Here is a 13,952-nt window from a genome sequence, read left to right as displayed (position 1 = left end):
GACTGGCTTGCCCATTCGCCGAGCCTCGCCGAACCGGTGCAGGTGTCAGCCATTCCCATCATGTCGCGGATTCCCTGTGGAAAATCATTCGCTTGTCCAACGCCTGATTGCGCGGCCGGAATTCGGTCCCTTCGTCCTGCTCGTCGTCGAGATCGGCGTTTTCTGGGGCTTCAATCACGATTTCCTGTCGCCGCAGAACATCTCCAACACGCTGGCCTTCACGGTCGAACTCGGCCTGATCGCGCTCGCCATGACCTTGCTGATGACATCGGGCGAATTCGACCTGTCGGTCGGCTCCCTTTTCGGTTTCTCGCCGGTGCTGATGTGGACGCTGTTCAATGGCGGCGTCACCTCGCTGGAAATAGGCTTCGTGGCGGCGCTGGTGGTTGCCGCCCTGATCGGCCTGGTCAATGGCTGGTTCGTCACCCAGCTCAAGATCCCGTCCTTCCTGGTGACGCTCGGCATGCTTCTGGTGGTGCGCGGCAGCGCGCTTTTCATCACCGACGGTTTTCCGCAGCGCACCTGGAGTGCCGAGGGCAGCTGGCTGGCGGAGGCGCTGGTCGGCGACTTCTTCATCGGGCCGTTTCGCATCTACATGTCGCTGTTCTGGTTTATCGCCGCGGCGATCGCGCTCGGCTATGTGCTGACGCAAAGCCGGACAGGCAACTGGATCCAGGCGGCGGGCGGCAATCCCAACGCGGCGCGCGCCCGCGGCGTCAATGTCAACCGCGTCAAGATCGGCCTGTTCGTGCTGTCGTCGCTCATGGCCTCGCTGGCCGGCGTCATCTCCTCGCTGCGCACGTCCGCCGCCAACCCCAACAGCGGCACCGGCTACGAGTTGGAAGTCATCGCCATGGTGGTGATCGGCGGCACGGCGCTGACCGGCGGACGCGGCACCATCATCGGCACCGTGCTCGGCATCCTGATCCTGCGCGTGATGCGCAACGGCATCGTGCTGATCGGCGTGCCCGGTCTTGCCTACAACATCTTCATCGGCGCGATCATTCTTGGCATGATGGCGCTCCACTCATGGCTGGAACGCCGGCATCAGGCAGGGACTTGAACCATGGCCGAGCCATTGATCCGCATGCAGAACATCCGCAAGTCCTACGGCCGCGTGCAGGCACTGGAGGACGCCAACTTCCATGTCAACGAGCGCGAGATCGTCGGCCTGCTCGGCGACAACGGCGCCGGCAAGTCGACGCTGATCAAGGTTTTGTCGGGCGCCGTGCCGCTGACCAGCGGTGACATCTTCATCCGCGGCAAGAAGGTCAGCTTGCGCAGTACCAGCGACGCCATCGCGCAGGGCATCGAGACCATCTACCAGGATTCCGCGCTGGTCACGCAACTGTCGATCGCCCGCAATCTTTTCCTCGGGCGCGAGCCGATCAAGCCGCCGCGCTTTCTCAACCGCATGGACCAGGAGGCGATGAACACTGTCGCCCGCGACCTGCTCAAACAGGTCGGCATCTCGAAGAACATTCCGCCGACGACGCCGATCGGCTCGCTCTCCGGCGGCGAGCGCCAGGCCGTGGCGATCGCGCGCGCCATGCATTTCGACAGCGACCTCATCATCCTCGACGAGCCGACCAACAATCTCGGCGTCGCCGAAACGCAAGGCGTGCTGAGCTTCGTGCGCAACGCCCGCGATTCCGGCCACTCCTGCATCTTCATCGCGCACAACATCCACCATGTCTTCCAGGTGGTCGACCGCATCGTCGTCATGCGCCGGGGCAAGGTGGTCGCCGATGACATCGATCCGAAGAAGACGACCGTGACGGACGTCGAGCGGATCATCACCGGCATGTCGGACAAGGAAATCCGCGACGCCATCGCCGACGGCAAGCCGGCGCATTGAGGACGGGCGGAAGCCGTTTTGTCGAAGCAACGGAATGCGCGTCCTGGCGATGGGTATCGATCACCCGCCCCTCAGATCGCATCCCTTGGCACATCGCCTGACACATCACCCGTCTGGCGCGCCATCGCATCGGCGCATAGGGTTGCGGCATGAAGGCCACCGTCTCCGACATCGCCAGGAATTGCGGGCTCTCGACCGCGACGGTCGACAGGGTGCTCAACAACCGGCCCGGCGCCAGCGCGGCCAACCGGCAACGCGTCATGGAGGCCGCCAAGCAGCTTGGCTATCTGCCGGTCGCCGATCAGGTGACGCTTCCCTCGAAGCCCGCCAACCTCGAATTCTTCCTGCCGATCGGCAGCAACGCCTTCATGCAGGATCTGGCAAGGCACATCGAGGACTACGCATCACGCCTGCCGCTGGTCGCTTCGTGCCGGATCCACAATCTCGCTGGCATCTCGCCGAACGCGCTGCAGAGCGCCGTCGAGAACCTGTCGCTGAGGGCCAATGGCGTCGGGGTCATCGCCGTCGACCATCCACGAACCCGCAACATCCTGCGCGATATTGTCGAGGCCGGCATCCGCCTGGTGACGCTGGTGTCCGACATTCCGGCCGCCCCTCGCTCGGCTTATGTCGGCATCGACAACCGGGTGGCGGGGCGAACGGCGGCACTTCTCATGGGGCGCTTCCTCGGCGGCCGCGCGGGCCATCTGGCGATGGTCGTCGGTTCGCGCTCCTATCGCGGCCATGAGGAGCGTGAAATGGGCTTTCGCTCCGTGCTTGGCGAGGAATTCCCCAACCTCACCGTGACCAGCGCCGTCGAGATCAATGACGAGCCGGATGCCAGCTACGCCGAAACCATGAAGGCGCTGCACAATGAACCGGAACTGCTCGGCATCTATTGCGTCGGAGCCGGACGCTCCGGCGTTGCGAAAGCCATCCGGGAAGCCAGGCCCAACCGCAAGCCGGTGTTTATCTGCCACGATCTGACGAGGGAAACGCGCGGTTACCTCGTTGACGATCTCGCCGACGTCGTCATCGACCAGAACGCCAGGCTGATTGCCGAACAGTCGGTCATCCGCCTGCTCGGCTCAATCGCCTCATCGGCGCCCTATCTCACACGGAAATTCATCGAGCCGCGCCTGATTTTTCGGGAAAACGTGCCGGTCCAGTAAGGTGGGGCGGCTTAGATTTTTAACGCAATTCCCAAAGGGAAAGCGCTATGCGCTTTCCCGGGAAAATCGCTTCACACTTTTCCTGGAATTGCTCTGGGCAAAGCCGGTTTCCCGCATTTGTAGGATAATTGACACGGCAAATCTGCACAGCTGCTATGCACAATTCATTGTTGCCGAATCATTGGGCAATTCGTAGGTTCTGGTTGTCGGCCATCTACTCCTCCCAGATGCGATGCCGACGCTGAGTGGGGTGCACCTCCTCCCGCGCCACACTCGAAATCGAGCCCGCTGCCACCTCCTCCCGGCAGCGGGCTTTTTTCGTTCAGCCGTCGAAAATTCGTGCGCCACTCGCACCAAAGGGCCCGCGCTGTCGCGGTCATACGACCGGTAAATCGCCAGAAGGGGCGGACTTCAACCGGCGGCAGTGCCTCGGAAGGAAACGATCAGCCCTTCAGCCATGCGCACGAACTGCGTGCTAGGCCCTTCGGTGCCCACCGTTTGCACGCTGACACGCGCGCCTTCGAACAGCAGCGACAACGTATCGGCGAGCAGTTCGGCCTGGCCGATGCCCGCGTCCCGGCACAGCGTCACAAGGCGCTCGCGCTGGGCTTCCTTGAGTTCCTTGATCACCAGCCTCGCCGGATGGTCCGGCTCGGCCAGTTCAGCGGCAGCATTGGCCATGTCGCAGCCACGGCCGTCGGCATTGAGCATGGCAGCCGCCTTGCGAACCCAGGCATGCAGTTGTGCGAGCTTGTCGCCGGGAAATTCGGCCTCGAACGTGTCCCACATGGCGCCGGCCTTGGCCGCATTGGCGCGCAGGCACTCGACGATCAAATCATCCTTGGATTCGAAGTGACGATAGAGCGTCATCTTGTTTGTGCCGGCAGCTTCGGTGATGGCGTCGACGCCGACGCCCTTGATGCCGTGCTTGTGGAACATGTCGCGTGCCGTCTCCAGGATCCGATCCCGGGGACGCGAGCGCTCCACGACGCTGTCTGTCATCATGATCTCCTTTCGTTTCCTAAAAACCACGGCCACCTCTTGACTAGGGTGTTACCGGTCTGTAACTATGTAGATGTTACTTACTGGTAACACCTATGTCGTCCGTCGTCAATAACAAGGCCGTGAACTGGTCCTGCCAGATGAGAGGGACGAGAAACTGCCAATCATGCGGCTTCGGCCGGTGAGGAAATGAAAAACGGTTCGCGAGCATGGGCTGCGAATCGACAGACAAGGAGCCGGCCAATGCCACAGCGCCGCGATCTTACCATAGATGAGGCCGTCCGGGATCCGATGATCCGGCTGGTCATGAAGGCAGATGGGGTCGATCCCCGCGCCTTCGAGAAGATGCTTCGCTCGCTTGCCGATGGGCAGCGTCGCGAGGTGCCGTTGCTGCGGTCACGGGAAGTCCCCCGTGACGGGCACGGCCATTTGTCCAGGGTTGCCAGCGCCTTTGGGCGGGCAACAGCAGCCGGCGAGGCATGCGTGTCGTGGTAAACTTCTTCATCCACCGTCCGATCTTCGCCTCGGCGATCGCCATCATCATGGTGCTCGCCGGCACGATTTGTTATTTCCTGCTGCCGGTCTCGCAGTTTCCCGACATCACGCCGCCCCAGGTCGTGGTCAGCGCCCACTATCCGGGCGCCAGCGCGCAAGTCGTGGCCGATACCGTGACGACGCCGCTGGAGCAGCAGATCAACGGCGTGCAAGGCATGACCTACATGTCGTCGACGAGCTCCAATGACGGCTCCTCGACCATCACCATCACCTTCGATGTCGGCTATTCCCTCAGCACCGCCGCCGTCGACGTGCAGAACCGCGTCTCGCAGGCGGCCTCGTCGCTGCCGGCGATCGTCAACCAGGGCGGCGTTACGATCAAGAAGCAGAACCCGAACTTCGTGCTGATCGTCAACCTCACCTCGCCCGACAGTTCCGTCGATCCGGTGGCGCTCTCGAACCTTGCCTATCTGCAGGTCGTCGATCCGCTGAAGCGCCTGCAAGGCGTCGGCGACGTTCAGATTTTCGGCGAGCGGCGCTATTCGATGCGTGTCTGGCTCGACCCGGACAAGCTCGCCAATCTCGGCATCACCGCCGTCGACGTGCAGAATGCCATCGCCGAGCAGAACGTCCAGGTGGCGGCCGGCAAGATCGGCCAGTCGCCGGCGCCCGCCGGCACCGCCTTCGAAATGCAGGTCAATGCCGTCGGCCGCCTGAGCGACCCGAAGGAGTTCGGCGACATCGTCGTGCGCGCCAACACCGACACCGGCTCACTGGTGCGGCTTCGCGACGTCGCGCGCATCGAGCTCGGCGCGCTGCAATATTCATCCTCGGCCTTCTTCGGCAAGGAACCGACCGTGGTGCTCGCCGTCTACCAGATGCCCGGCTCCAACGCGCTCGACCTTCAGCAGCGCGTAAAAGACAAGATGCAGGAGCTGTCGGCCCGTTTCCCGAAGGGCGTGTCCTATGCAATGCACTACGACACGACGCGCTTCGTCTCGGCGTCGATGCATGACGTGCTGATCACGCTCGGCGAAGCCCTGGTGCTCGTCGTCGCCGTGGTGTTCATCTTCCTGCAGAGCTGGCGCACGACGATCATCCCGACCATCGCCATTCCGGTGTCTTTGGTGGCGACGCTCGTCGTCATGGAGATGATGGGCTTCTCGCTCAACATGCTCTCCCTACTCGGCATGGTGCTGGCGATCGGCCTTGTCGTCGACGACGCCATCGTGGTGGTCGAGAATGTCGAACGACAGCTCGAGGCCGGGCTGAAGCCACTGGCGGCGACCAAGGCCGCCATGGCCGAAGTCACCGGTCCGATCATCGCCACCACCGCCGTGCTGATGGCGGTGTTCGTGCCGGTCGCCTTCATTCCCGGCGTTTCCGGCAAGCTCTACAACCAGTTCGCGCTGACGGTGGCGATTTCGGTTGGCATTTCCGCCTTCAATTCGCTGACGCTCAGCCCCGCGCTCAGCGCCGCCTTCCTGCGCCATCGCGGCGAGACGCAGTTCGTGCTGTTCCGCTGGTTCAATACGGGTTTCGACAAAATGTCGCATGCCTACGCCCATGGCGTGCGCATTCTCATCCGCTTGCGCTGGATCATGCTCGGCCTGTTCGCGGCCGGCCTGGTTGCCACCTATTTTGTCTGGCAGCGCCTGCCGTCGACCTTCCTTCCGGTCGAGGACCAGGGCTATTTCTTCGTCGTCATCCAGCTGCCCGACGGCGCCTCACTCGAGCGCACCGACGCGGTGGCCCAGAAGGCGCGCGACATCCTGCAGGCAACCCCCGGCGTCGACATTGTCGGCTCGATCAGCGGACTGAACTTCCTGACCAGTGCCGCACAGTCGAACTCGGCGGTCGAGTTTGCCATTCTGAAGCCCTGGGAGGAGCGTACTCCCGACCAGAGCGCATCAAAGCTCGTTGCCGATGTGCGCGGCAAGCTGTTGCAGATACCGGAAGCCTTCGCGCTCTCCTTCGATCCGCCTTCGATCCCGGGTATCGGCACGACGGGCGGTTTCGAATTCGTCGTCGAGGATCTCACCGGTCGCGGCAGCACGGCCCTCAACGACGCGACGCAAGCTGTGATCGCCGAGGCGCGCAAGCAGCCGGAAATCAATCCGCAGCAGTTGTTCTCGCCGTTCTCGACCTCGACGCCGCAGTTCAACTATGACCTCGACCGCAGCAAGGCGAAGCTCCTCGGCCTCAATTTGCCTGATGTCTTCAACACGCTGCAGATCTATCTCGGCTCGCTCTACGTGAATGACTTCAACCTGTTTGGCCGCACCTTCCGGGTGACCATCCAGGCCGACAAGGATGCACGTGCGGGCGCGGCCGACATTTCGCGGCTCTATGTGCGCAATGCCTCCGGCGGCATGGTGCCGCTCAGCACGCTGGGCAAGCTGGTGCCGTTCGTCGGTCCGGAGACCGTGCCGCACTACAACAACAATGCCTCCGCCTCGATCAATGGCGGTGCCGCACCGGGCTTCTCCTCGGGCCAGGCGGTTGCTGCCATGGAACGGGCGGCTGCCACCGCGCTGCCCAGGGATTTCGGTTTCGAATGGACCGGCATCACCTTCCAGGAACTCAAGGCAGGATCGATCGCGTCCGTCGTCTTCGGCCTCGCCATCGTCTTCGTCTTCCTGATCCTGGCGGCGCAGTATGAGAGCTGGGCGATGCCGTTCATGGTGCTGCTCGCCGTGCCGCTCGCCCTGTTTGGCGCGTTCGCGGCGCTCTGGGTGCGCGGCATGCAGATCGACGTCTACTCGCAGATCGGCTTCGTCATGCTGATCGGCCTGGCGGCGAAGAACGCGATCCTGATCGTCGAGTTCGCCAGACGGCGGCGCGAGGAGGGCCTCAGCATCGTCGAGGCGGCGATGGAAGCCGCGCGGCTGAGACTCCGGCCGATCCTGATGACGGCCTTCGCCTTCATCCTCGGCGTGCTGCCGCTGATGTTCGCGACAGGCGCCGGCGCGGCAAGCCGCCAGTCGATCGGCACCACGGTGTTTGGCGGCATGGTCGCCGCGACCATCCTGTCGCTGGTGTTCGTGCCGGTCTTCTACGCAGTCATCGAACAGCTGCGGGAGCGCCGCGAAAGCGGCGAGTCCGCTTCCCAACATACTGAACCAACTGCCGAACCCGCCTTCCCTCCCCTGGCGGAAGCGGCCGAATAAGATTGGAGACTAATCATGCGTAAATGGAAAATCGCGTTGGGAACGGCGGTCGCGCTGGGTGCGATCTCGGTGGCCAGCGTCCACCTGCTCGACATGGGCAATCTCAGGCTGAGCGCCAGCACGGCTGGGGCTGCGCCCGCTCCTGCGGCATTCGTGATGCCGGTGCCGGTGGCGAGCGTGGTCAAAAAGACGATCCCGATCTATCTCGACTATGCCGCCCGCATCGAGCCGATCCGCAGCATCACGTTGCAGGCGCGCGTACCCGGCTATTTGCAGGAACAGACGGCGCAGGACGGCGCCGATGTGCGGCAGGGCGATATTCTCTACAAGATCTCGCCTGACGACTTCCAGGCTGCGCTCGACCAGGCGAAGGCCCAGGTCCAGCGCGATACGGCGACGCTCGACTATGCGCGGTCCAATCTCGGCCGCGGCACAGAGCTCGCCAAGAGCGGTTACCTGGACAAGGACAGTTTCGACCAGCGCACCAGCACCTTGCGCGAAGCGCAGGCGTCGCTGGCGCTCAACCAGGCGGCCGTGCGCACGGCGGAGCTCAATCTGAGCTACGCCGAGATCCACGCTCCGTTCACCGGGCGCCTGGGCCGCAACCAGGCTTCGGTCGGCACGCTGGTCAGCGTCGCCGGCACGGTGCTCAACACGCTGGTGCAGCTCGACCCTATCTATGTCACCTTCAATCCGAGCGAGACGGATCTGGCCGAGATCGAGCAGGCCCGCGCGGCCGGCCCGATCGAGGTCGAGGTTTTGCTTCCTGGCGCGACCGAGTCCAGCCAGAAGGGTGAACTCACCTTCATCGACAATACGGTCGATCATTCGACCGGCACCATCACCGCACGCGCCACCATCGGCAATGCGAAGTTTACGCTCATCCCTGGCCAGTATGTCCGCGTGCGGCTGCATATCAGGCAGCAGCCCGATGCGCTGATGGTACCACAGACGGCGCTGGGTTCGAGCCAGCTCGGCAAATACCTCTACGTCGTCGGCAAGGGCAACACGGTCGACCAGCGGCTGGTCTCCCTTGGCCCGACCAGCGGCGATCTGGTGGCCATCCTGAGCGGCGTCTCCGAAGGCGACCAGGTGATCACAGGCAATCTGCAGAAGATCGGACCTGGAATGCCGATCTCGCCACTGCCACAGAAACCGGCTACCTGAATCCCCCGCAGGCCCGGTTTTTGCGCGGCGCCCCGGCCTTCCCACAGGTCGGGGCGCCATTTTTTCAGGTCGTGGGCGCCGTTTTTTCGAGCAGGCCGACAAGAGCGGCCACATCGGCACGGTCGACCTTGGCCGGCGGCATGAAGGCGCAATAGGGGTGACCGAGGCGCACAGAGACTGGCGAGAGCGCGATCAGGCGGCCAGCCTCCAGATCGGCCTGCGCCATCACCCGCTGGCCAAGCGCGATGCCCAGACCCAGCCTCGCCGAGGCGATCGCCAGACTGGACAGGCCGACACGCCGCCCATGCGACGGGTCGGGCGAGCGGCTGCCGCCACATGCCGCGAACCAGTCAGCCCAGCTCGGGTGCGAAGCATAGTTCGGCCCCCAATTGGTGTGGATGAACAGGCTCTCATGCAGGTCCGTGAGCCCCGGATCACCGTTGCCATGCCGGTGCCAGAATTCCGGCGCGCAGACCGGCAGCACGTCGTCGTGGACGAGGCGGACCATCCGCAGATTGGGATAGTGATAGTCGCCATAGGAGATGCGCAGGTCGACATTCCAGCGCATCAGGTCGATCGGATCGTCTTCCGCCCGCACATCGATCGCCATATGCGGAAAGGCCTCGAGAAGAGCGGCCAGCCTCGGCGCCAGCCACAGCTCGGCCAGCGAAAACGGCACGCTGACGACCAGACGCGTCCTCAAGCCGCCTTCCAGCATGCGCTGGCCGATGGCGGCGATGTCGCCCAGCGCGCGCGCGGTCTGCGGATAGATGGCGTGGCCGGCGTCCGTCAGCGTGATGCGGTTGCCCGTGCGCACGAACAGCTGCTTGCCGAACCAGGTTTCGAGATTGCGGATCTGCTGGCTGACCGCCGCGGAGGACACGCCAAGTTCGCTCGCCGCCAGGGTGAAGCTGCCGGCACGGGCCGCGACCTCGAAGGCCTTGATCGCGTTCAGCGGCGGCAGCTTCTCCATGCCAGGCTCCACAAGTTTTTCTTGGCCAATCCTAATAATTTTCCCCGTTGAGAGAAAGAATTTTTTGCCGTCTTCTGTGCCCAACCTATGGAGCACGCGACATGAAAGACATTCTCAATCTCGACCGCTATCCGCTCGACCGCGAAGGCAGCACCGAATGGAACCGCCTCGTCGAACAGTCGATCGAAGCCCTCAGGGCCGACGGCATGTTCAACCTCGAAGGTTTTCTGCGGCCTGGCGTCGCCGAACGGGCGGTGCGGGAAATCAAGCCGGTGATGGACACGCAGTCCCATGTCCACAAGCGCATGCATAACATCTACTTCAAGCCCGATATCCCCGAACTCGCACCCGAGCATCCCGCGCTGCGCAAGGTCGAAACAACAAGCCATACGGTCTGCGCCGACCAGATTCCCGGCAGCACCGTGCTTGCCATCTACGAGTATGAACCGCTGGTGCGGTTCCTGGCGGCGACGATGGGCAAGGCAAAACTGCATGTCATGCAGGATCCGCTGGCTCGCACCAATGTCATGGCCTATCGCGCTGGCGAGGCGTTGAACTGGCATTTCGACCGCTCGGAATTCACCACGACGCTGCTGCTGCAGCAGGCGGAGCGCGGCGGCGATTTGGAATACCGCACCGATCTGAGGTCGGATGACAACCCGAATTATGAGGGTGTGGCCCGGCTGCTCGAAGGGCGTGATCCCGACGCAAGAATCCTGCGCATGAAGCCCGGTACGCTCAATGTCTTCCGCGGCAAGAACACCGCACACCGTGTCACCACGGTCGAAGGCGAGCGCGAACGCATGATCGCGGTGTTCTCCTACTATGAGAAGCCGGGGGTGATATTCAGCGCCGAGGAGCGGGTCGGCTTCTATGGCCGGGCGGCCTGAGCCGCCCAACTCATCGACCGGGTTGCCGGGTGAAAAATCCGAAAATGCTATCTTGTTAGATTGTCGACAATCTGATTGTCTTGCCTTCTGTTCTCGCTGGAGTGGGCCGGATGGTGAAGACGGATTTCAGCCCGATTGCCGACACGACGCGCCGCGCCGAAATCGTCGCGCTGCTGCGGCGCGCGATCCTGACCGGTCAGCTGGAACCCGGCCAGAAGCTCAACGAGCTCCGGATTTCCGAACAGATGCGGGTCAGCCGCGCGCCGTTGCGCGAGGCGATGCGCGAGCTGGTGCAGGAAGGTCTCCTGACCAGCATTCCCTATGCCGGCACCTTCGTCATCGATGTCACGGCCAAGGACATTGACGATGCCTATTCGCTCAACCAGGTGCTGGACGAGTTCGCCATCGAGCGGACATGGCCACAGCGCGACCAGCGTTTCTTCGATGAACTTGACCGCCGCCACGAAGCGGTGAAGCAGGCGACACGCAACCTCGACACCACAAGGCAGATCGAAACGGCGCTGCAACTGCATGGGCTGATCTACGAATGGGCCGACAATTCCGTGCTGCTGGAAACCTGGCAGCGGCTGACCAGCCGGCTGCAGATGTATTTCGCGCTGCACCAGCATGCGCGCAATGAGCCGGTGCCGGCTGAAGACGTCCATGAGACTTACGTGCGGCTGATGAAGGGCACCGACATGCGTGCTGCCCAGAGCCATGCCCGCGAGCATATCCATGTCGATTTCGAACAGCTGCTTTCTTACGCACGCGGCCTCGAACAGCGCCCATCGAGGGGCGCCTGATCAATTCCCCAGACATTGTAGCCAGCGGACAGACAGAGTGCAGATCAAATCCATCAAAGCCTACCATGTGGTGCAGCCCTTCGTGGACGGGCCCTACCGGATGTCCAAGGGGCGTGAGGCCGGCTGCTTCGACGCGGTGATCGTCGCCATCACCGCCGACAGCGGCCTGACCGGCTGGGGCGAGATGGCGCCGCTCGGCAATTTCTACTCGGCAGCCTTCCCGGCCGGCGCCCGCGCGGGCGTGCCCGAAATCGCGCCGCATCTCATCGGCCACGATCCACGTGGGCTGGCCAGCATCGGCCGGCTGATGGACACGGTGTTCAAGGGCCACCCCTACATCAAATCGGCGCTCGACATGGCGTGCTGGGATCTCGCCGCGCGCGCCGCCGACGTGCCGCTGGTGACCATGCTCGGCGGCCGCGAAAGCGATATGGCGGAGACCTACCGGGTCGTCACCCACGGCACGCTCGATCAGATGGCGGCACTGGCAAAAAGGATCATCGCAGAGGGCTGTCGCCGTCTGCAGGTCAAGGTCGGCGGCAATGTGCACGACGACATCGAGCGGGTAACGACAGTCGCCTCGGCCGTGCCGAAAGGTACGGTGATTTTCTGCGACGCCAATGCCGGCTGGACACCCTATCAGGCACGGCAGTTCGCCGATGCCACGCGTGGCATCGACTACACGTTCGAGCAGCCCTGCACGACGATCGAGGAGAACATGTCGGTGCGCCGCATGCTCGACAAGCCGATGGTGCTCGACGAATCCGTCATCTCGCTCGAGGCAATGCTGGAAATCCATCGCCTGGGCGCGGCCGACGGGTTGACGTTGAAGATCTCGCGGCTGGGCGGCGTGACCAGGACCCGGCAGATCCGCGACGTGGCCGTCGACCTTGGCTTCATGATCACGGTCGAGGACACTGGCGGCGCCGAGATCGACACGGCGGCGATGGCACATCTGTCGCTGTCCACGCCGCAAGAGCGGCGGTTGCATGCCATTGCCTTCCATGAATGGGTGACGGTGCGTACGGCCTTCAACGCCCCGCCGGTCACCGGCAGTCATATGGGCATTCCAGACGGACCCGGTCTCGGCATCGACGTGGACCCGAGCCTGCTCGGCAAGCCGTTCTTTGAAATCGGCGGCTGAGATGAAAATCCGCAGCATCAAGGCCACGCCGATCAATCTGCGCCTCGAAGCACCCTATGGCTGGGTGTTCGGCGAGCTCGACGGGTTTTCGCAGACCATTGTCGAGGTCGAGACCGAGGATGGGCTGATTGGCCTGGGCGAGGCGCCGACGCCGGCGGCGGCCGCGATCATCAATGGTGTCTTGGCCGAGCGCCTCATCGGCCGCGATGCCATCGACATCGCCGGCGCCGAGCATGTCTGCCTGCCCTACTGGACCGGCGTGCAGTCGATCAACGACCGCACCCGCATCATGGCCTTCGGCGCCGTCGAGATGGCGCTGTGGGACCTGCGCGGCAAGGCGTGGAAGCAGCCGCTCTACCAGCTGCTTGGCGGCGCGGTGCGCAAGGACATCCCGTTCACCGACTATTTCTCGCTGCGCGGCGACGGCCCGAAGGTGAAAGGCGAGACGACGCCGGAAGAAGTCGCCGACTATTGTGCGGAGTTGCACGAGACGCATGGCACGACCTTCTTCGAAGGCAAATTCTCGACCGAGGACCCGAAAGTCTCGCTGAGAATGGTCGAGCTGATCCGCGAAAGGCTCGGCGACGAGGCGATCATCCGCATCGATTCCAACCAGGCCTATTCGCTGGCGACGGCGCGGCGGCTGGCGCGGCCGCTCGAAGACCTTGGCGTGCGCAACTGGGAGGATCCGGTGGCGACCATCGAGGAGATGCGGCAGTTGCGGCAGCATTGCTCGATCCCGTTTTCGACCCATAACATCGACATTGCGCGCGCCATGGACCTCAAGGTTCCGGACGCCTTTGTCGGCAACCCGACGGCGCATGGCGGCATCGGCCGCATGCTGCGCTTCGTCGGCGCCTGCGAACACGCCGGCATCGATTTCTGGTGCTACAGCGGCGACAGCGGCATCGGCAGCGCGGCCTATCTGCACCTGTGCGCAGCGCTCGGCTGGATCCGGGAGCCGAACCAGTCGCTGTTTCGCATGCAGCCCATGGACATCACCGAGGAAGGGCCGTTTTCGCCGAGGAACAATGTCGTGCGCGTGCCGGAAGGCCCCGGCCTCGGCGTCACGCTGTCACAGAAAAACCTCGCGGCCTGCCACCGCGATTTCGTCGAGAACGGCCCGTGCAACAAATATCACGACCCGGCAAAGCCCGGCACATATCGCCGCCTGCCGCTGAACTAGGACCGAGAAGGGAAAGGAGACTTATTCAACAACAAGGGTCCGCCACAGCGATTGGATCGCCACGGCAGGACCTGACGGGATGGAAGCATTGC

Annotated in this window: 12 protein-coding genes; 10 read left to right on the top strand and 2 right to left on the bottom strand. The window is 63.5% G+C overall.

What is annotated here, in order from left to right:
• Nucleotides 1-76 precede the first annotated feature (76 nt).
• The 3 genes from AC04SF_RS02665 (at nt 77) to AC04SF_RS02655 (ending at nt 3,030) form a co-directional block, all read left to right on the top strand.
• On the top strand, nt 77-1,063 hold the full coding sequence (locus tag AC04SF_RS02665; protein ID WP_488476388.1) for an ABC transporter permease: 987 nt from the start codon (nt 77-79) through the stop codon (nt 1,061-1,063).
• Between the two features lie 3 nt (nt 1,064-1,066).
• Nucleotides 1,067-1,858, top strand: coding sequence for an ATP-binding cassette domain-containing protein (locus AC04SF_RS02660; protein WP_488476387.1), 792 nt, complete (start codon nt 1,067-1,069; stop codon nt 1,856-1,858).
• A gap of 149 nt (nt 1,859-2,007) precedes the next feature.
• Nucleotides 2,008-3,030, top strand: coding sequence for a LacI family DNA-binding transcriptional regulator (locus tag AC04SF_RS02655; protein WP_488476386.1), 1,023 nt, complete (start codon nt 2,008-2,010; stop codon nt 3,028-3,030).
• 411 nt (nt 3,031-3,441) lie between these two features.
• On the opposite strand, the gene AC04SF_RS02650 is transcribed toward AC04SF_RS02655, so the two are convergent.
• A complete protein-coding gene (locus tag AC04SF_RS02650) occupies nt 3,442-4,032 on the bottom strand; it encodes a TetR/AcrR family transcriptional regulator (protein WP_096458938.1) in 591 nt (196 codons plus the stop codon).
• Between the two features lie 243 nt (nt 4,033-4,275).
• On the opposite strand from AC04SF_RS02650, the gene AC04SF_RS02645 reads away from it, so the two are divergent.
• From AC04SF_RS02645 to AC04SF_RS02635, 3 genes are read left to right on the top strand one after another with little or no spacing between them, the layout of a single operon-like run.
• Complete coding sequence (locus AC04SF_RS02645) at nt 4,276-4,527, top strand: hypothetical protein (protein WP_488476385.1); 252 nt, start codon at nt 4,276-4,278, stop codon at nt 4,525-4,527.
• Entirely contained in the window at nt 4,521-7,697 is a 3,177-nt protein-coding gene (locus AC04SF_RS02640) for an efflux RND transporter permease subunit (RefSeq protein WP_488476670.1), read from the top strand. The genes AC04SF_RS02645 and AC04SF_RS02640 overlap by 7 nt, the downstream gene beginning before the upstream one ends.
• A 15-nt stretch (nt 7,698-7,712) precedes the next feature.
• Complete coding sequence (locus AC04SF_RS02635; RefSeq protein ID WP_488476384.1) at nt 7,713-8,864, top strand: efflux RND transporter periplasmic adaptor subunit; 1,152 nt, start codon at nt 7,713-7,715, stop codon at nt 8,862-8,864.
• A 64-nt stretch (nt 8,865-8,928) separates the two neighbouring features.
• On the opposite strand, the gene AC04SF_RS02630 is transcribed toward AC04SF_RS02635, so the two are convergent.
• Nucleotides 8,929-9,837, bottom strand: coding sequence for a LysR substrate-binding domain-containing protein (locus tag AC04SF_RS02630; RefSeq protein WP_488476383.1), 909 nt, complete (start codon nt 9,835-9,837; stop codon nt 8,929-8,931).
• Between the two features lie 101 nt (nt 9,838-9,938).
• On the opposite strand from AC04SF_RS02630, the gene AC04SF_RS02625 reads away from it, so the two are divergent.
• From AC04SF_RS02625 to AC04SF_RS02610, 4 genes are all read left to right on the top strand, one after another.
• On the top strand, nt 9,939-10,727 hold the full coding sequence (locus tag AC04SF_RS02625; RefSeq protein WP_488476382.1) for a HalD/BesD family halogenase: 789 nt from the start codon (nt 9,939-9,941) through the stop codon (nt 10,725-10,727).
• A gap of 110 nt (nt 10,728-10,837) precedes the next feature.
• Nucleotides 10,838-11,530, top strand: coding sequence for a GntR family transcriptional regulator (locus tag AC04SF_RS02620; RefSeq protein WP_488476381.1), 693 nt, complete (start codon nt 10,838-10,840; stop codon nt 11,528-11,530).
• Between the two features lie 37 nt (nt 11,531-11,567).
• Complete coding sequence (locus tag AC04SF_RS02615; RefSeq protein WP_488476380.1) at nt 11,568-12,674, top strand: mandelate racemase/muconate lactonizing enzyme family protein; 1,107 nt, start codon at nt 11,568-11,570, stop codon at nt 12,672-12,674.
• Nucleotide 12,675: 1 nt separating this feature from the next.
• Nucleotides 12,676-13,860 carry a mandelate racemase/muconate lactonizing enzyme family protein gene (locus tag AC04SF_RS02610; protein ID WP_488476379.1) on the top strand — a complete coding sequence of 395 codons (1,185 nt, stop codon included), beginning with the start codon at nt 12,676-12,678 and terminating at the stop codon, nt 13,858-13,860.
• Nucleotides 13,861-13,952 lie beyond the last annotated feature (92 nt).

It is taken from the genome of Mesorhizobium sp. CNPSo 4671 (assembly GCF_057784245.1).
The sequence above is the reverse complement of the archived record's forward strand: the minus strand, read 5'-3'. Positions and strand labels throughout refer to the sequence as shown.